Below are 17,836 nucleotides of genomic sequence, written 5' to 3' on the forward strand. Positions count from 1 at the left end.
GTCTCCGAACGTCACGCCAGCGTGACCGTCGGTCTGCAGCGTCACGCCAGCGTGACGCTGGGCCGCCTACTCAGGCCGGCGCGACGAAACCCACCGGTCCCGACGCGAGGCACAAGGCCAGCGCCGTGGTGTTGGCCCGGACGGTGATCGCTTCTCCGGCGCCGGGCAGCCGTGCGTAGACCCGGTTGAGCCCCGGATGCACGGGAACCTTGACCTCGGGTCCCTCGGATAGCGACAACGTCATCGAACCGTCGCTGTTCGCAAGGTAATTCAGCTCGACGGTCCAATCGGCGGGCAGCAGCGGGCCGTCGAGGACCAGCCGCGCCGGCTTGTCCGGTTGGGCGAAGTAGCCGCACTGCGGCAGAGGCCCGGGCACGATGGTGCGGATCCAAGTCACCCGTGCGGGGATCAGCCGGCCGGAGCTGTCCAGCATGCGCAATTGCGTTGTGGCCGAGCTGAATTCGGGTCTATCGCGCAGCAGCGCGAACAGGTGGCTGGCCAGGTTCTCCGGCGCGGCCACCCGTTGCAGCACCAGCGGGTCCACTTCCTGATCCAGCAGCGGCGCATCCGAAACTGCGTGCGCCGCTGCCAAACTCGCGCGCGCGTTCTCCAGGTAGGGCTGCGCGGGGTTGTCCCGCCAGCTGGCGAGAAACGTCCAGGTCGAGTACAGGCTGCTCGCCACGAAAGCCACCGCCACACCCAGGGTCACCACGGTGCGTTTCGGCGACGCGTCCAGCCACCGCGTGGTGGCGGGTCGGTTCGGCGCGCAGAACGCGACGGCCGCCAGCAACGCCAGCACGACGACGAGATCCGGCAGATACCGCAGGGTCTGAGCGAGCTCCAGGGCCGTCTGCCTCGACGACCGCATCAGATAGATCGGTACTTGACAGGCGACGGCGTAACCCGCGGCTGTCAGCCACACCGGCCCGATGCGCTCTTTGCGCAACAGCGACACGGCGACCGTCCCGATCAGCACCAGCCAGCCGAGCGCCATCACAAGCGGCGGTGGCGTGGCCCACGGCGAGGCCGGCGCCCACCGGTCCCAATGCCATGGCCCGCCGGCCAGCCCCGGCACGATGCCACGGGTGATCGATCGCCACACCAGATCGCCGGTCATCGACAGGTCGAAACTCCACCGCCGCTGGTTGACGACGGCCAGATACACCGCCACCCAGGCGACGGTCAACGCCAGCGACGCGATCCACAACCGCATACCGGCCCGCCACACCGTCCGCAGCGCGGACCCGTCACCCTGCACGTGGCACAGCAGGACGGCCACCGCGAAGGCGACGAACGGAACGACGGCTGCCTTCTCGAAGAACAACAGGCCGCCGAAGTACGCCAGCACACCGGTCAGGGCGTAGCGCGGGTTGCCGGTGCGGACCAGCAGGATTGCGTCGCCGCACACCCACGCCAGCGCGGCCAGCAAGGGCAGTGAGTTCAGCGCCGCCGCCCACCACGCGAAGCCCGGCACACCCAGCGGTGTGAACAGCGCGAACGTCAGCGGGATCAGCAGCGCCCACCGCCAGCCGAGGATGACGTACAGCGCGCGCAGCAGGGCCAGCGAGGCCAGCGCCTGCAGCACCAGCAGGCTGATCGCCGGCCCTGTCCAGACGAGCGGGGCCAGCCGGGTGATGCCCCCGGCGACCAGGAAGGCCGCGGGCATCACGTGGCCGTCATGGTCGTCGAACAGATACGGCGCCGACAACAGCCCCTCGGTGCCGGCCTTCCCGACGAGGATCAGGTCGTCCCAGTAGAAGTAGCCGCCGAACGCCAGTACCGCGCGTATGCCCAGCTGCACGACGATCAGCGCGGCGGCGACCAGCGCCACGCGAGGTAGGCGGCTCGCCCGCGCGGGCCGCCGGTATGGTGGGCCGGTGCGCGCACTGGTCACCGGGGCAGCCGGATTCATCGGCTCGACGCTAGTCGACCGTCTGCTGGCCGACGGTCACGCGGTGGTGGGGCTGGACAATTTCGCCACCGGTCGCGCGACGAACCTCGAGCATCTGGCCGACAACCCGGCCCACGTCTTCGTCGAGGCCGACATCGTGACCGCCGACCTGCACGCCATCCTCGACGAGCACCGGCCGGAGGTGGTGTTTCACCTGGCAGCGCAGATCGACGTGCGGCACTCGGTGGCCGACCCGGAGTTCGACGCGTCGGTCAACGTCGTCGGCACCATCCGCCTGGCCGAAGCGGCCCGACTGACCGGGGTACGCAAGATCGTGCACACCTCCTCTGGGGGCTCCATCTATGGCACGCCGCCGGTGTACCCGACCCCCGAGACGGTGCCCACCGATCCGGCGTCGCCGTACGCCGCGGGCAAGGTGGCGGGCGAGATCTACCTGAACACGTTCCGCCACCTGTACGGCCTGGACTGCTCACACATCGCGCCCGCCAACGTCTACGGCCCCCGCCAGGACCCGCACGGCGAGGCCGGCGTGGTGGCGATCTTCGCCCAGGCGCTGCTGTCGGGCAAGCCCACCAAGGTGTTCGGCGACGGTGGGAAGACCCGCGACTACGTGTACGTCGACGACGTGGTGGACGCCTTTATCAGGGCCTCCGGGGAGGCCGGCGGTGGGCAGCGTTTCAACGTCGGCACCGGAATCGAAACCTCGGACCGCCAACTGCATTCGGCGGTGGCCTCCGCCGTAGGCGGACCCGACGACCCGGAGTTTCATCCGGATCGCCTGGGCGACCTGAAGCGGTCCTGCCTCGACATCGGCTTGGCCGCACAGGTTTTGGGCTGGCGCCCGCAGGTTCGGCTGGACGAGGGCGTCCGTCGCACGGTCGAGTACTTCCGTCACGCCCAGACCGTTTGACCTTGCGCCGAGCGTGTACTGACGGGGAGAAGCCGCCGGCGGATTTTCGCAGTAGCTACACGTTCGACGACGGCTCGGGTTCCTGCGCGCCCTCCAGCGCGACGGCCCGGGCCAGTCGCGCGTAGCGCAATTCCAGGTCCTTGAACCGCATGTACGTGCTCAGCGTGGTGAAGCAAAACGCCATGATCAGCGCGTAGAGCATCAGGTCGGTGCCGCGGCGCACCCCGAACCAGTGGGCCACGACCGTGGTGTCGTCCGGCCGCAGCACGGCATAGATGCCGGCCAGCACGAAGACGACGTACCCGACCTTGACCCATGCCTTCGATCGCGAGCTGCGACGGGACCGCAGCAGGTAGAACAGCAGCGCGATGATCGAGCCGATCAGCAGTACCTGGATCCAGTTCATCTCGGAATCCTCCCTCGCAGGAACCCGTCGAAGATGATGTTGACGCCGTTGAGCAAGGGCTGCCCCTTCGATTTCGAGTATTCGGTGTACAGCACCTCCACCGGTTGTTCGGCGACGCGCCAATGGTTTTCGGCGATCAACGAGACGAACTCGTTGGCGTGGCTCATGCCGCTCATGGTGAGGTCGAGCCCGTCGGCGACCTTCTTGTTGAACACCCGCAGCCCATTGTTGGTGTCGGTCAAGCCGAGTCGGCGACCGCGGCGGCTGAGCCGCGCCGCGGTCCGCAGGACGATCCGCTTGAAAAATGGCGGCCGGCTACCCTCCCGCGTGCCGAACCGGGTGCCGATGACGACGTCGATATCGCCCTCGCTGAGCCGGTCGATCATCGCGGCCACGTCCTTGACGCGGTGCTGGCCGTCGGCGTCGAATGTGGCGAAAACCCCTGCCCCGGGCTGCTTGCGTGCGTACTCAACGCCGGTCTGGATGGCCGCGCCCTGGCCGAGGTTGACGGGATGTCGCACCAAATGGGCCCCGGCCCGCCGGGCGATTTCACCGGTGCCGTCGGTGCTGCCGTCGTCCACGCAGACGACGTGGTCGAAGACCGAGCGCACGTCGGCGATCACCTCGCCGATGACCGCGGCCTCGTTGAAGGCGGGAATGACGATCCAGACGCCGGAGTATTGGGATTCAGTAACCATCTAAGCCCATAGGTTAGCCAGGATCAGCCGGTTAAGCGCCCGGCGCGCGCCAGCGCCGCCAGGTGGACGCCGATTCCCACCAACGGGCCGCACAGCAGGCCGACCACGGTGCGCGTCTGCAGCGGCAGCGGCAACAGCAGCAACAGTCCCGAAGCCACCGTCGCCCCGACCCACCCCAGCGCGTAGGCCCGATGCAGCGCGGCGGCCACGGTGGCGGCGCCGGTCAGCGTCAGCATCGCGATCGCGACGGCGGCCGCGGTCAGCCACGCGAGCAGCGCGCTGCTGGCCTGATACTGCGGCCCGAAGAAGACCCGCAGCAACCAGGGCCCGACAACGCCCGCCGCCAGCACCCCGACCGCCCCGATACCACCGATGATCCCCGCCGGCGCGCTCAGCGCCCGCAGCCGGTCGCTGCGCTCGTCGACGAAATGAGCGATGAGGTTGCCCTGCATCGCGGTCAGCGGCACCAGCAGCGGCGCGCGGGTCAATGTCACGGCCAGGATGATCACGCCGCCCTCCGCACCCAGGTCGGCGCTGGTCAGCTTCAGCAGGACCGGAAACCCCATCACCAGGATCGCGCTGGCACCGGCCGCGGTAATCGAATGGGCGGCGCCGCGCAGGAAGGTCCCGGCGCTGCCGGGCGTCAGCAGCCGCGCCGCGGCGCGCGCCGTGGGTGAGGCGGCCAGCATGATCAGCCACGCCGTCGCGCCCGTCACGGTGGCCCACAGGAAGCCCGCCAGGCCCCAGCCGATCATGAACGTCGCCGCGGCGAGCGCCACCCGGATGACCGCATCGGTCACCATCAGCGCCCCGTAAGTGGTCCAGTGATCGGTGCCGGCCAGCATCCCCAGCAGAGTGGCGTGCAGACAGAAGCCGGCCAGCCCCACGCTGAGCAGCGCCACCGACAGCCAGCGCGCCTCGACGAACACCCGCCCGCTCCACAACGGCGAGCTGCCGGCGATCGCGACGGCCGCGACCACGCCGACCATGGCGGCGACGCGCAGCGGATGGGTGCGCCCGACCGGGGCCGCTCCGATGTCCCCGAGGTAGCTCGCCGAGCGGACCTCCCGGGTGGTCTCTTGCAGCAGACCGTTGGCGGCGCCGGTCACCAGGCCGAACGCGCCCCAGAACACCCCGAATACCGAAAAGCCGCGCGGCGCCAGGTCACGGGCGGCCAGATAGATCACCGCGTACCCGCACAGGGCGGTCAGCGCGGTGGCGGTGCCGACCCGGGCCACACTGCCACGCGCGACCGGCCCCCTCGAGGCCTGGGTACCTCCGACTTCGGGCATCGCCACAATTTGAAAATAGTAAGTGCCCAGCAGCGACGGATCGCGCCGGCGAGGCGGTTCGCTATTGTGGGCGGCTGTCGGGAAGGATCCATGGCCGCGTTCCGCATCTTCGGGATTTCGCTGTTAATCACCTTCGCGGCCCTTGCCCTCGGGTACGCGCACGGCGGCGCGAACGCCCTCTTTCTGCTGCTGGTGCTGGCCGTTCTCGAGGTGTCGCTGTCGTTCGACAACGCGATCATCAATGCCGCGATCCTGCAGCGGATGAGCCCGTTCTGGCGACAGATGTTCCTGACGATCGGGATCTTGATCGCCGTGTTCGGCATGCGGCTGGTCTTCCCGCTGTTGATCGTGTGGGCGACGGCGGGCCTGGAACCGGTGCGCGCGTTCGAGTTGGCGCTCAATCCGCCGCCGCACGGCGCGCCGGAATTCCCAGACGGGTCACCCAGCTACGAAAAGCTGATCGCGGCCGCCCACCCGCAGATCGCGGCCTTCGGAGGCATTTTCCTGTTGATGCTGTTTTTGGATTTCATCGTTTACGACCGGGATATCAAGTGGCTCAAATGGATTGAGATCCCTTTCGCGCGCATCGGACGGCTGGGTCAGGTGCCCGTGGTGGTGGCCGGCATCGCGCTAGTTCTCGCCGGGACGCAGCTGACGCACTCGAGCGACGAACGCGCGACGGTGCTGACCGCCGGGCTGCTGGGTCTGATCGCCTACCTCGTCGTCAACGGTTTGAGCCGGGCGTTCCGGCCGCCTGACGTCGAGGCGGTGACGGCCGGCAAGGCGGCCGGCGCGGCTGTCGGCAAGGCCGGTCTGACCCTGTTCCTCTATCTCGAGATGCTCGACGCGGCCTTCTCCTTCGACGGGGTCACCGGCGCCTTTGCGATCACCTCGGACCCGATCCTCATCGCGCTGGGCCTGGGGCTGGTGGGCTCGATGTTCGTCCGTTCGATCACGATCTACCTGGTCCAACAGGACACACTGGACCGCTACGTGTACCTAGAACACGGCGCGCACTGGGCGATCGGCGTGCTGGCCGTGATCATGTTGCTTTCCATCGAGCCGCGCTTTCAGGTGCCCGAGGCGGTCACCGCATCGGTTGGCGTGGTCTTCATCGGGGCGGCGTTGGGCTGGAGCGTGCTGCGCAATCGGCGCACTGCCAGGGCCGTTTCCTCGGACTAGGCCTCGATCTGGCCGGCGATGCGCCGTTCGATGGCGGCGCGGGCGGGCGCCGGCAGCACGATGAGCCCGTCGAGTTCCTTCCGCGCCCGTAGGTAGGCGTTCTGTCGCTCGTCATGCGTGGCCGCCTCGTCCTGCGCCAGGTGCAGCAGGTTCTGCGCGCGCGCCAGCCGTTGTTGGTCGTCCCGCGAGAAGTCGCTGCGGCGGCGGCGGATCGCCTCGGCCTCGGCGATTTCGAACGCGCTGATGTACTCGTGCACTGCGTCGCGGTACTCCACTTGCGCCGTCCGGTCGCCGACGAGGTCCTCGGCGCGCTCCGGACGTAGCAGGTCGGCGCGCGCCTTCGCCCGGTGAAACGCGATGGTCAGGGGATCGCGCATATCGGTCATCATCGGGAAGTCCAGCAATTTGGCGATATCGAGTTCGTAGTCGAACCACCGCGCATCGGTACGGTCATGCGCCGCAATGAGTTTGGCGAGCTCCCGGCGCGAGCCTTTTTCGTTTTCGCGCGCCCGCCCGGCCGCCTCGGCAGCAGCGATCTTGGCCTGCTGCTTCAGCCGGTAGCGTTCGAGCCGCCGTTCGGCGCGGCGCTCGTTGGCGGCCGCGACCGCCCGCACGCCGGCTCCGATCGAGCCGCCCAGCGGAAAGATCAGCCACCAGAAATTGGCGGCGAAATGCAGCATCGGAGTCACATCGCCAGGATGCCACCGCGACGCGGGACGCGGTTACGCCAAAAGCGTGAGTTACGTCAGCGCCCTTCAGTGCCCTTCAGTGCCCGTGGGCCTTGAACCGCTCAACCGAACGCTGCACCTCCGCCTCGGCTTCGGCGCGGTCCACCCAGTTGGCCGTCTTGACGAACTTGCCCGGCTCCAGCGCCTTGTACTGCTCGAAGAAGTGCTTGATCACGTCCAGCTCGAACTCTGGCACGTCGCCGATGTCCTGGATGTGGTCCCAGCGGTGGTCGCCGGCCGGGACGCACAACACCTTGTCGTCGCCGCCGGCCTCGTCGACCATCCGGAACATGCCCACCGGGCGCGCCTTTACGATCACGCCGGGGAACACCGACTGCGGCAGCAGCACCATCGCGTCCAGCGGGTCGCCGTCCTCGCCCAGGGTGTCGTCGATGAAGCCGTAGTCGGTCGGGTAGGCGAGCGAGGTGTAGAGGTAGCGGTCCAGACGCACCCGGCCCGTCTCGTGATCGACCTCGTACTTGTTGCGTTGGCCTTTCGGAATCTCGATGGTCACGTCGAATTGCACCGCGCCGGCTCCTTCACGAGGGATGGGGTCTGGGTAGGTCAGTTGCGCCGGGCATTACCCTAGTCGAGCGCGTTTCGGCCGATTCGGCAGAATGGGTCCAAACAGTCGGGAGAGTGATGGGTCCTACTCGCTGGCGGAAATCCACCCAGGTGTTCATCGGGTTGGCCGTGCTGGCGTTCGTGGCCGCGGTGGTGGCGGCGGCAACGTTTTTCACCACGGGCGGGCACGGCGCGGGCGCCGCGCACGTCCCGGTGCCGCCTCCGCGCCCGCCGACGGTCACGCCAGGGCTGGTCCCGGTCCCGGCCACCGCCGAGACGCCCAGCCCTGGGGGGGTGGCCGCCGCCCTGGCGCCGGCGGCCGCCGATCCCAACCTGGGCAAGCTGGGTGGCCGGATCACCGACGCCCTGACCGGGAAAGCGGTCTGGCAGGTGGCCGCCGACCTGCCCCTGGTGCCGGCGTCCACCAACAAGGTCCTTACCGCCGCCGCGGCGTTGCTCACGCTGGACCATCAGGCCCGGATCAGCACCCGGGTGGTCGCCGGCAGCCCGAACCCCCAGGGGCCGATCGTGCTGGTGGGCGCCGGGGACCCGGCGCTGTCGGCGGCGGCGCCGGATGTGGACACCTGGTACCGGGGTTCGGCGCGCATCAGCGACCTGGTCGAGCAGGTCCGGCGCAGCGGCATGACCCCGACCGCGGTGCAGGTGGACACCTCGGCGTTCAGCGGACCGACGATGGCCCAGGGCTGGGACCCAGCCGACGTCGACAACGGCGACATCGCGCCGATCGAATCGGTGATGATCGACGCGGGCCGCATCCAGCCGACCACGGTCAACTCGCGGCGGTCCAGGACGCCGGCGCTGGATGCCGGTCGCGAGCTGGCCAAGGGGCTAGGCCTGGATCCGGCCGCGGTGACGATCGGCTCGGCGCCGTCCGGGGCGCGGCAGCTGGCCGTGGTGCAGTCGGCGCCGCTGATCCAGCGGCTGTCCGAGATGATGGACCACTCCGACAACGTGCTGGCCGAATGCATCGCCCGGGAGGTGGCGGCGGCGATCAACCGGCCGCAGAGCTTCGCCGGGGCGGTCGACGCGGTGACCAACCGGTTGAGCACCGCGCACGTCGAGACCGCCGGTGCGACGCTGCTGGATTCCAGCGGGCTTTCGGTCGACGACCGGTTGACGGCCAAGACGCTGGACGGCGTGGTGCAGGCGGCCGCCGGACCCGATCAGCCCGCGCTGCGGGCGTTGCTGGATCTCCTTCCGATCGCCGGCGGCAGCGGGACGCTGGGCGACCGGTTCCTGGACCCGGCCACCGATCGAGGTCCCGCCGGCTGGCTGCGCGCCAAGACCGGCTCGTTGACCGCCGTCAACTCGCTGGTCGGGGTGCTCACCGACCGCAGCGGGCGGGTGCTCACGTTCGCGTTCCTCTCCAACGACGCGGGCCCGAACGGCCGCAACGCCATGGACGCGCTGGCCACCAAGCTCTGGTTCTGTGGGTGCGCATGACCGCCTCGTCCAACCTGACCCTCGGCACCGCCGTCGACTGGCGATTCGCCGCGACGGTCGGCCAGCGGCTGGCCCGCCCGGGCCCCGCTTCCAGCGACTACACCCGCCGCCAGGTGATCGAGGAACTGACGAGCGCGGCCGCCAAAGCCGAGCCGCCGGTGCGCGAGGTCACGGGCCTGGTCACCGGCGGTGTGGTGCCTGCCGCCCGCATCGTCGACCGCTCGCAGTGGATCGGCGCGGCGGCCGAGTCGATGCGGGTGATGACCAACGGCGGCGAAAAGCCGCGGGGGTTTCTCACCGGCCGCATCACCGGTGCGCAGACCGGCGCCGTGCTGGCGTTCGTGTCGTCGGGGATCCTCGGCCAGTACGACCCGTTCGCCAGCGGCCTAGAGGCCACAAAAGAGGGAAGCCTGCTGCTGGTGTATCCGAACGTCATCGCCGTCGAGCGCCACCTTCGGGTCGACCCGTCCGATTTTCGGTTGTGGGTGTGCCTGCACGAGGTGACGCATCGGGTGCAGTTCACCGCGAACCCCTGGTTGTCCGGTTACATGTCCGACGCGCTGGGGCTGCTGACGCAGGACGCGGGTGAGGACATCGGCCAGGTGGCGGCCCGGCTCGCCGACTTCGTGCGCAGTCGCGCCGCCGGGGCGGTCGCCTCCGACGGCGGCGCGTCGGGGATCATCGGCCTGGTGCGTGCCGTGCAGTCCGAGCCGCAACGCAAGGCCCTGGATCAGCTGCTGGTGCTCGGCACCCTGCTGGAGGGCCACGCGGACCACGTGATGGATGCCGTCGGGCCGGTCGTGGTGCCATCGGTGGCCACCATCCGGCGCCGGTTCGACGAGCGTCGCCACCGCAAGCAACCGCCACTGCAGCGCCTGCTGCGCGCACTGCTCGGGCTCGACGCGAAGCTCAGCCAGTACACCCGCGGCAAGGCGTTCGTCGATCACGTGGTGGGCAAGGTGGGAATGCAGCGGTTCAACACCGTCTGGTCGGGCCCTGAAACGTTGCCGCTGCCCGCCGAAATCGAAGACCCCCAGCGATGGATCGACAGGGTGCTGTAGGGCAGCTGCGCACGGCTGTCGAGGCGTTCGCCAACACCTATCTCGCCGCCGAGAAGCGGTGGTCCGTGGCGCTGTCCGGCGGCCCGGACTCGCTGGCGCTCACCGCCGTCGCGGCCCCTCTTCGGCCCACCACCGCGCTGATCGTCGATCACGGGCTGCAAACCGACTCGCCCGACGTCGCCGAAACCGCGCGCAAGCAGGCGATTGCCCTGGGATGTGTTGCGGCACAGGTACTTTGCGTCCAGGTCGGCAAGGACGGCGGCCCGGAGGCGGCGGCGCGCGCCGCCCGCTACGCCGCCTTGCGTGAGTCCTGCGACGGCCCGGTGCTGTTGGCCCACACGCTCGACGATCAGGCGGAGACGGTGCTGCTGGGGCTGGGCCGCGGCTCGGGGTTGCGCTCGATCGCCGGGATGCGCCCGCATGACCCCCCGTGGTGTCGGCCGTTGTTGGGGGTGCGGCGCTCCGCGACGCAGGCCGCGTGCTCGGAGCTGGGTCTGACCGCTTGGCAGGACCCGCACAACAGCGACCGCCGCTTCACCCGGACCCGGCTGCGCCTGGAGGTGCTGCCGCTGCTGGAGGACGTGCTGGGTGGCGGCGTGGCCGAGGCGTTGGCTCGCACGGCGACCGCGATGCGCGAGGACACCGAGGTGATCGACACGCTCGCCGCGCAGGCGCTGCCCGAGGTGCGGGCGGGCGCGGGGCTGCAGCCCGGGGCCCTTGCCGCGCTGCCCGGCCCCGTGCGGCGGCGGGTAATCCGCGGCTGGCTGCTGGCCGGTGGAGCGACCGGGTTGACCGACAGGCAGATCCGCGGCGTGGACGCACTGATCACGGCCTGGCGCGGCCAGGGCGGGGTGGCCGTGGGCTCGTCGCTGCGGGCTGAGCGATTGGTCGCGGGGCGGCGCGACGGCGTACTCACATTGTGGCGGGAACCTGTGTAAATCGGGGCTGCCGTTGGTTATTCGGCGGCTGGCGTGGCACTCTGTGGTCGTGGCCCAGACGTCGCCGCCGATCACCCCCGCGCAGCCCGCAGAGCTGTACCCTGGGGATATCAAATCGGTGCTGCTCACCGCGGAGCAGATTCAGGCCCGCATCGCCGAACTCGGCGAGGAGATCGGCAACCACTATCGCGACATCACCAGTGAAACCGGCCAGGATTTGCTGCTGATCACCGTGCTCAAGGGTGCGGTGATCTTCGTCACCGACCTGGCCCGTGCGATCCCGGTGCCGACCCAGTTCGAATTCATGGCCGTGAGCTCCTACGGGTCCTCGACATCGTCGTCGGGTGTGGTGCGGATCCTCAAGGACCTGGACCGCGATATCAACGACCGCGATGTGCTGATCGTCGAGGACGTCGTCGACTCCGGCCTGACGTTGTCGTGGTTGCTGCGCAACCTGAAGAGCCGGCGCCCGCGCTCGCTGCAGGTATGCACGCTGCTTCGCAAGCCCGACGCGGTGCGCGCCAAGGTCGAGATCGCCTACGTGGGCTTCGACATCCCGAACGACTTCGTGGTGGGCTACGGGCTGGATTACGACGAGCGCTACCGCGACCTGTCGTACATCGGAACCCTGGATCCTCGAGTCTACGAGCAGTAGCCGGCCATTGGTCCGATGGTGGCGACCCGGGCTCCGACCAATGCGTTGATTACCGCCTGCTGGCGATCGTTAGTCTGGGTCATCGCGGTATTGACGTCGGGTGCGGTGAACTCGATGCCCGCGTCGGCGGTCAGAGTGTCGGGCACGCCCTGGACCTGCCCCGAGCCGAGGACGGTCACCTGGCGGGGATTCGCACCTGGCGGCGCCGAGTTGTGCTTGTCGCAGGCCGACAGGGCGGCGACGATCAAGCCCGCCACGGCCAAGGCAATCGACCTGCGGACCAACCTCGGAGCGTTCAGTGCGATCGGCATGTCTGGACACTAGCGCCAGTGGGCAGACAAGGCGGGTCGGCCGGCAAAGCCGAGAGCGCATTTCGGCAACCGCGTCAAAGGCGCCGCAGCCCTCCGCCGGCGGATGATGATCATTCATCGAGCCGCAGCCGGAAACTTGAGCCGGGTCGGCCTGAACGCAAACATCTTGTCGGGCAAGTGGTTTAGCGGACGCCGTTGTCGTCGACTCTTGCCTCCGATACGGGTGGATTAATTGACGCTTTCGAAACCCCAACCGTGGCGCCAAAAATGCGCTTTGACCAATGATTTGGGTTTAATCCCCCCTACCCTGGGTACAGCTTTATATGTCTCCCAAGCAATTACACACGCGCCAGTACCCAGGCAGCGCATTTCGCCTGCCACACGCGAAGCAAATCAAGGCCACCGGCCGGCACACCATCCGGGCTGTTGCGACCGCCGCGACGGTCGGCGTGGCCGCTTGGTGTGGCTTCGGTACCGCGCACGCCGACACCAACCATGAGCAGCAAGCTTGCGCGCTGATGGACGATCACGCCAGCGCGGTGCATCTGGGCTACTCGTCGTATCCCGGCGAGTACGCCTTCTCGGTGCTTTCCACCGAGATGCCGCCGCTGGATGCGGCGCACGTCCTGCGGGCTGCCACTCATGATGTGTGCCCCGGCCACGCGGCCGATCTGCCGGGGGACTGGCAATAGGCCGGAGATAACGACTGAATCCGAACCTCACATCACGACTCGAGGGCGTAAATCCGCTACGGCTCAACGCATCTCATTCATTTGCGGTCGGCGGCCGGGGCGAGTCGGGCCATCCCGCGCAGGATCCACGGTGTCCGCCTGGCCATCACCTCCACGGCGCGATCCGAGCGGCGCATCGCGGTCCGACGGCCGGGGGTCGGCATTGATGCCAGCTCTGCCTCGGCCGATCCCGCCCGCGCGCCGTGGCGATCCACCGCCAGGAGTTGCCAGGTGCCGGGCACGCCACGCAACTCAACCGACCCGCGATCCATGAAGCCGGTGCCCGAGCCGACGACCAGGTCACGCACGGTGCGTGAGACCAGGATTTCGCCGGCTTCGGCCTGGCCGCAGATCCGCGCCGCGATGTGTACGGCGATCCCCCCGATGTCGGCCTCGATCAGTTCGCACTCGCCGGTGTGCATGCCGGCGCGGATTTCGATGCCCAGTGTCTCGGCGTCGGCGCGCAAGGCCTCGGCGCAGCGGATCGCCTGCGTCGGGCCGTCGAACGTGGCGAGATACCCGTCGCCGGTGCTCTTGACCACCGTGCCACCGAAACGTTGTGTGAGGTCGGCGGTGACCTCGCCAAAGCGGTGCAACACCGCGCGCCACCGCTCGTCGCCCGCCGCCGCGGCGCGTTGTGTCGACGCGACCATGTCGGTGAACAACACGGTGCGCAGGGCGCGATGGGACTGTGACGGTGCGGCATGGCTGCCGGTGAGGAACTCTTCGATCTCGGTCAGGATCTTGTCGGGCTCGGTGAACCAGGGCGCGTGGTCCACGCCGTCGACCTCGAGGTACCGCGCGCCGGCGATGTGGTCGGCGAGGTATCTGCTGAACTGCACCGGAGCGGCGTCGTCGCGGGCATGGATGACCAGGGTGGGTGCGGAGAGGGTCGACAGGATCGCCCGCACGTCAATCCGCAAGTTCGATTCCATTGTCGCCCGTATCATGCCCGGGCTGGCGATCATGCGCTCGAACATCGCCAGCTGGCGCATCGAGCGGATCGACGGCATAAAGGCCTTAAGTGTCGCACCGCTGCCCCACGCCGAACGGGCAGCGCGGCCCGCTTCCAGGGCGCGGGCGAAGTGCTCCGTCGACGGCGTGTAGTACTCACCCAGCTCGGCAAGGACGCGCGCCCGCAGCTCGGCCGGGCCGCGATCTAAGTCGTCCCAGCTGGCGCCAGCCGTGGACGCAAACGAGCCGTAGAGGATCAGCGCCCGCGTTCGCTCCGGTCGTTTTGCCGCAAACGCGATGGACTGTGGGCCGCCCTCGCTCATACCGAACAGGACGGGCTTTGCGAAGCCGACGGCGTCCATGACGGCTTCGATCTCGGCCGCTCGCTCTTCGAGCAAACGAACTTTCGGGATGGGGTCCGACAGCCCGTTTCCGGCCTTGTCGAACATGACGACGCGACAAAACGTGGCGAGCTGATCGAAGAAAGCCTTGAACTCGGGCATGGCCCAGAACAGCTCGGTGTGGCCGACCATCGGCCCGACGAAGACAAGCTCGACCGGCCCGTCGCCGAACACCTGATACGCCAGGCTCAGATCGCCGCATTTTGCGTACGACGTTTCCGCCACCGCATGAGCGTACTGCGGTCGGGCGCCGGCACCTGCCTTGTCCAGTGCATCGGGCCTGGGCACGCCGTCATTCCGGCCTTCGGCAGCAACATGGCCAGCACTGATTGCCAGCACTGATTGCGGTGTCGCCACCATACGACCTGTGGCGATCGCGAGCGCGGCGTAGCCGGGCGCGGCGGGTCGCCACCATACGACCTAGGGAGTGACGAGGATCTTGCAGTGCCGCTCGGGGTCGGCCAGGTTGTCGAAGGCCTGGCCGACCCCTTCGAGTCCAACCTCTCCGGTGATCAGCGGCGTGACGTCGATCTTGCCCTCGGCCAGCGCGCGCAGCGACTCCCCGAACTCCTCCGGGTTGTACGCCAGGACGAATTGCACGCTGATCTCCTTGGCGATCGCGAAGAACGGATGCACGGTGTCGGCCTGCATACACACCCCCGCGACCACCAGGCGGGTACCCGGCCGCGCCCGTCGCAGCACGTCGTCGATGATCCCCGGTACCCCGACCGCCTCGAACACGACCGCCGGCTTGACGGTGTCGAACGGCGAGCCCTGGGCCGCATCCACCGTCTGGTGTGCGCCCATGGCGCTGGCCAGCTCGCGGCGTTTCGGCGAAAAGTCAGCTGCCACAATGTTTTCCACCCCTCGCGCGCGAAGGGAAGCGATGATCGCGATGCCGATCGGACCGCAGCCGAGCACCAGGGCGGTCTCGCGCGGTGCGATGTTGGACTTGTTGACGGCGTGCAAGCCCACCGCCAGGGGTTCGGTCAACGCGGCATGCTTGAGATCCAGGCCGTTGGGGATGGGCAACAGCAGCGGGGCCGAGAGCAGCATCCGTTCGGCGTAACCGCCGATTGTACTGTTGCTGTAGACGATTGGCTCGACGCCCTTGGCGGAGAGCAGCACGGGAAGCGAGGTGACCGGGGTTCCCGGCGCATGCGTTTCCGTGTCGGGTCCGGCCTCGAGCACCTCGGCGCTGAATTCGTGACCCATGAACACGTCGCTGTTCAGGTCGACACCCATGCCGCCGGCGCCGGCGGCCACTTGGGCCGTCATCTCCACCACTTCGTCGCCGTGCGCGGCGAAATGCAGGTCGGAGCCGCAGATTCCGCAAGCCCGCACACCGACCAGCACCTGGCCCGGTCCCGGCACCGGCTCAGGGACGTCGTCGCGGTACACCATCCGGCCGTCGCGTAATACTGCAGCGCGCATCAGCTTCCCACGCCTTTCTGCTCGTCGACGTGCTCGGTGATGGCCTTCACGACCGCCTCACCGGCGCGCCCGATCAACTGGTCGCGTTTGCCCCGGGCCCAGTCGTGAGAGGATCGCGAGGCCTCGAGCTGTCCCTTGAAATAGGGAATCACCTTGCGGGCGAACAGGTCATAGCAGTGATAAGTCGCCTCGGGCGAGGCCCAGTCGTGGCCGAGCATCAGCAGCGTTCCGAAACCGCCCGATCGCTCGAGCAGGTCCTCGATGTGCGCGATTGCGTCGTCCGGCGTGCCGATGCAGCAATTGCCTTTGGCCGCATAGTCCGCGACGAACTCGTGCGGCGTCTGCGCCTCGCCGTCGACCGTGTTGGACAGCGGCACGAACCCTGCCGCGCCGAAGTAATTGGCGAAATCCTGGAGCCCGTAGGTGCAGTCGTCGATCGCCCGCTCGCAGCTGTCCGCGATGTGCATGATGCTCAGAACGCGCCAGTCGGACCGGTCGGGCTCGTCCCGGCCGACCTTGGCCGCCTGCTCGCGCACCACCTCCCAGGTGTTTTCCAGCGCGGCGTAGCCGCCCGGCACCGACATCGACAGCGACAGCAGCGAGGTGCCCAGCGCACCGGCCAGCCGCGGCCCGGACGGGGAAATCATTGCCGCGGTGGCGATCTCGGGGTAGGGCCAGGTGTAGGGGCGGATGTGCAGCTGCGCGTCGCGCAGCGTGAACCAGTCGGAGTGGCGGTCGATTCGCTCCGTCGGTGCGGCGCGGAACAACGCGAGTATCGCCTCGAGGGACTCCTGCATCATCCGCCGCTGCTCGATCGGATCGATGCCCATCATGTAGGCGTCCGACGGCAGCGCGCCCGGGCCGGTGCCGAACATGACACGCCCACGGGTCAGGTGGTCCAGCAGCACCCACCGATCGGCCACCATCAGCGGATGGTGGTAGGGCAGCGAGACCACCCCGGTGCCCAGCCGGATGTGCTTGGTGCGCTCCGCCGCGGCGGCGATGAACACCTCGGGGCAGGCGATCAGCTCGTAGCCACCGGAGTGGTGTTCGCCGAACCAGGCTTCGTCGAAGCCGAGGCGGTCCAGCGCCACGACGCGCTCCATGTCGTATTCCAGTGCGACCGTGGGGGATTGGCCGATGGGATGGAATGGCGTGATAAAGACTCCGAAACGCAGCGGCGCGCTCATCCCAGCTCCAATCCGTTGAGGAACTCCAACAGGATGGCGTTGACTTCCCCGGGCCGTTCCTGCTGCAGCCAGTGTCCGGCGCCCTCGATCATCACCTGCCGGTAGGGGCCGGAGATCGCCTCCGATGCGCGGTCGACGCGGGTGAACGTCAACACCGGATCGGCCGTCCCGGCGATAAACAAGCACGGCACGGGGATTTTGGCGTCCCTGAGCTGCGGCGTGGTCTCCCAGTTGCGGTCGAAGTTGCGGTACCAGTTCAGGCCGCCCGTGAAGCCTGTGCGGGAGAACTCGGCGATGTAGTGGTCGAGTTCCTCCTGGCTGATCCAATCCGGCAGCCCGTCGGGTTCGGGAAGGCGGTCGACGAAACCCTCGGGGCCGGGGGCGATCATCCGCAGGCCCGCGATGGGGTCCGCTGATGCCCCCAGACCGCCCATCATCCGGCGCATCGTGCGTGCGGGGTCGGCGTCCAGTTCGGCGTCCGCAACGCCCGGCTCCTGGAAGTAGAGGATGTAGAAGAAGTTTTCGCCGAATCGCTTGCGCCACGTTTGCGTCGGCGCCTCCTTCGGTCGGGGCAGCGCCGGCACGCTGAGCGCGGCGACGGCCGCGACCCGGTCGGGATGCAACAGCGGCGCATGCCAGACCACCGGCGCACCCCAGTCGTGTCCGACCCAGACGGCGCGCTCGGCGCCGACGTCGTCGAGCAGGCCCACCAGGTCGGCGGTCAACTCGTGGATGTTGTAGGCCTCGATCGGATGCGGGCGGGATGAGCCGCCGTAGCCGCGTTGGTCGGGTGCCAGCACGTGATAGCCGGCGCCGGCCAGGGCAGGTATCTGGTGCCGCCACGAATAGGCAAGTTCGGGGAAGCCATGGGCCAGGATCACAACGGGCGCGCCGCGATCTCCCGCCTCGATCACCCGCAGTTGCACACCATTGGTCTCGACTAACCGTTCGGTTGACGAAAGCACCGTCTCACCAAAGCACAAGGACCCCGGGCTGAGAAGGGCT

The 17,836-nt window shown here is 68.5% G+C and carries 17 protein-coding genes and 1 pseudogene; 7 read left to right on the plus strand and 11 right to left on the minus strand.

The genetic code is table 11. The features are described from left to right. Positions 1–70 precede the first annotated feature (70 nt). The gene (locus VMD50_RS02020; protein ID WP_325424334.1) at positions 71–1,912 is read right to left on the minus strand and encodes a hypothetical protein; all 1,842 of its coding nucleotides are present in this window, start codon (positions 1,910–1,912) and stop codon (positions 71–73) included. Between VMD50_RS02020 and VMD50_RS02025 the strand changes: the two genes are divergently transcribed. Beyond that, a complete protein-coding gene (locus VMD50_RS02025; protein WP_325424336.1) occupies positions 1,878–2,822 on the plus strand; it encodes an NAD-dependent epimerase/dehydratase family protein in 945 nt (314 codons plus the stop codon). The two genes, VMD50_RS02020 and VMD50_RS02025, sit on opposite strands and share 35 nt — an antisense overlap. Positions 2,823–2,877: 55 nt before the next feature. On the opposite strand, the gene VMD50_RS02030 is transcribed toward VMD50_RS02025, so the two are convergent. The 3 genes from VMD50_RS02030 to VMD50_RS02040 are packed head-to-tail and all read right to left on the minus strand — an operon-like array spanning position 2,878 to position 5,218. Continuing rightward, entirely contained in the window at positions 2,878–3,228 is a 351-nt protein-coding gene (locus VMD50_RS02030) for a DUF2304 domain-containing protein (protein WP_325424338.1), read from the minus strand. Continuing rightward, positions 3,225–3,926 carry a glycosyltransferase family 2 protein gene (locus VMD50_RS02035; RefSeq protein WP_325424340.1) on the minus strand — a complete coding sequence of 234 codons (702 nt, stop codon included), beginning with the start codon at positions 3,924–3,926 and terminating at the stop codon, positions 3,225–3,227. Before VMD50_RS02035 ends, VMD50_RS02030 begins: the two co-directional genes overlap by 4 nt. A gap of 23 nt (positions 3,927–3,949) precedes the next feature. Beyond that, positions 3,950–5,218 (minus strand): hypothetical protein, encoded by a 1,269-nt coding sequence (locus tag VMD50_RS02040; RefSeq protein WP_325424342.1) that lies wholly within the window; start codon positions 5,216–5,218, stop codon positions 3,950–3,952. Between the two features lie 90 nt (positions 5,219–5,308). Here VMD50_RS02040 and VMD50_RS02045 point away from each other — a divergent pair, with 90 nt between their 5' ends. Next, entirely contained in the window at positions 5,309–6,400 is a 1,092-nt protein-coding gene (locus VMD50_RS02045) for a DUF475 domain-containing protein (protein ID WP_325424344.1), read from the plus strand. Here VMD50_RS02045 and VMD50_RS02050 read toward each other — a convergent pair. Both VMD50_RS02050 and VMD50_RS02055 read right to left on the minus strand, forming a co-directional pair. Beyond that, the gene (locus VMD50_RS02050; RefSeq protein ID WP_325424346.1) at positions 6,397–7,080 is read right to left on the minus strand and encodes a hypothetical protein; all 684 of its coding nucleotides are present in this window, start codon (positions 7,078–7,080) and stop codon (positions 6,397–6,399) included. The two genes, VMD50_RS02045 and VMD50_RS02050, sit on opposite strands and share 4 nt — an antisense overlap. 85 nt (positions 7,081–7,165) lie before the next feature. Then, positions 7,166–7,654 carry an inorganic diphosphatase gene (locus VMD50_RS02055; RefSeq protein WP_325424348.1) on the minus strand — a complete coding sequence of 163 codons (489 nt, stop codon included), beginning with the start codon at positions 7,652–7,654 and terminating at the stop codon, positions 7,166–7,168. Positions 7,655–7,770: 116 nt separating this feature from the next. Between VMD50_RS02055 and dacB the strand changes: the two genes are divergently transcribed. Genes dacB through hpt form a run of 4 tightly spaced genes read left to right on the plus strand, consistent with a single transcriptional unit; the run spans position 7,771 to position 11,810 of the window. Continuing rightward, positions 7,771–9,156, plus strand: a complete 1,386-nt coding sequence (gene dacB / locus VMD50_RS02060) for a D-alanyl-D-alanine carboxypeptidase/D-alanyl-D-alanine endopeptidase (protein WP_325424408.1) — start codon at positions 7,771–7,773, stop codon at positions 9,154–9,156. Continuing rightward, entirely contained in the window at positions 9,153–10,217 is a 1,065-nt protein-coding gene (locus VMD50_RS02065) for a zinc-dependent metalloprotease (protein ID WP_325424350.1), read from the plus strand. The genes dacB and VMD50_RS02065 overlap by 4 nt, the downstream gene beginning before the upstream one ends. After that, entirely contained in the window at positions 10,196–11,155 is a 960-nt protein-coding gene (tilS, locus tag VMD50_RS02070) for a tRNA lysidine(34) synthetase TilS (RefSeq protein ID WP_325424352.1), read from the plus strand. The genes VMD50_RS02065 and tilS overlap by 22 nt, the downstream gene beginning before the upstream one ends. A gap of 43 nt (positions 11,156–11,198) precedes the next feature. Then, positions 11,199–11,810, plus strand: coding sequence for a hypoxanthine phosphoribosyltransferase (gene hpt, locus VMD50_RS02075; protein WP_325424354.1), 612 nt, complete (start codon positions 11,199–11,201; stop codon positions 11,808–11,810). Between the two features lie 29 nt (positions 11,811–11,839). Here hpt and VMD50_RS02080 read toward each other — a convergent pair. Then, positions 11,840–12,121: pseudogene (locus VMD50_RS02080) on the minus strand (SIMPL domain-containing protein); the annotation flags it as partial. Positions 12,122–12,444: 323 nt separating this feature from the next. Between VMD50_RS02080 and VMD50_RS02085 the strand changes: the two are divergent. Then, on the plus strand, positions 12,445–12,813 hold the full coding sequence (locus VMD50_RS02085; RefSeq protein ID WP_325424356.1) for a hypothetical protein: 369 nt from the start codon (positions 12,445–12,447) through the stop codon (positions 12,811–12,813). 77 nt (positions 12,814–12,890) lie between these two features. On the opposite strand, the gene VMD50_RS02090 is transcribed toward VMD50_RS02085, so the two are convergent. The 4 genes from VMD50_RS02090 to VMD50_RS02105 all read right to left on the minus strand — a co-directional run bounded on the left by VMD50_RS02090 (position 12,891) and on the right by VMD50_RS02105 (position 17,796). Next, positions 12,891–14,432, minus strand: a complete 1,542-nt coding sequence (locus VMD50_RS02090; protein ID WP_325424358.1) for an adenylate/guanylate cyclase domain-containing protein — start codon at positions 14,430–14,432, stop codon at positions 12,891–12,893. 195 nt (positions 14,433–14,627) lie between these two features. Beyond that, the gene (locus VMD50_RS02095; protein ID WP_325424360.1) at positions 14,628–15,641 is read right to left on the minus strand and encodes a zinc-binding dehydrogenase; all 1,014 of its coding nucleotides are present in this window, start codon (positions 15,639–15,641) and stop codon (positions 14,628–14,630) included. Continuing rightward, positions 15,641–16,831, minus strand: a complete 1,191-nt coding sequence (locus VMD50_RS02100; RefSeq protein ID WP_325424362.1) for an LLM class flavin-dependent oxidoreductase — start codon at positions 16,829–16,831, stop codon at positions 15,641–15,643. The genes VMD50_RS02095 and VMD50_RS02100 overlap by 1 nt, the downstream gene beginning before the upstream one ends. After that, on the minus strand, positions 16,828–17,796 hold the full coding sequence (locus VMD50_RS02105) for an alpha/beta fold hydrolase (protein ID WP_325424364.1): 969 nt from the start codon (positions 17,794–17,796) through the stop codon (positions 16,828–16,830). Before VMD50_RS02105 ends, VMD50_RS02100 begins: the two co-directional genes overlap by 4 nt. Positions 17,797–17,836 lie beyond the last annotated feature (40 nt).

Origin of the sequence: Mycobacterium sp., from assembly GCF_035506235.1 — a bacterium.
Lineage (GTDB): Bacteria > Actinomycetota > Actinomycetes > Mycobacteriales > Mycobacteriaceae > Mycobacterium.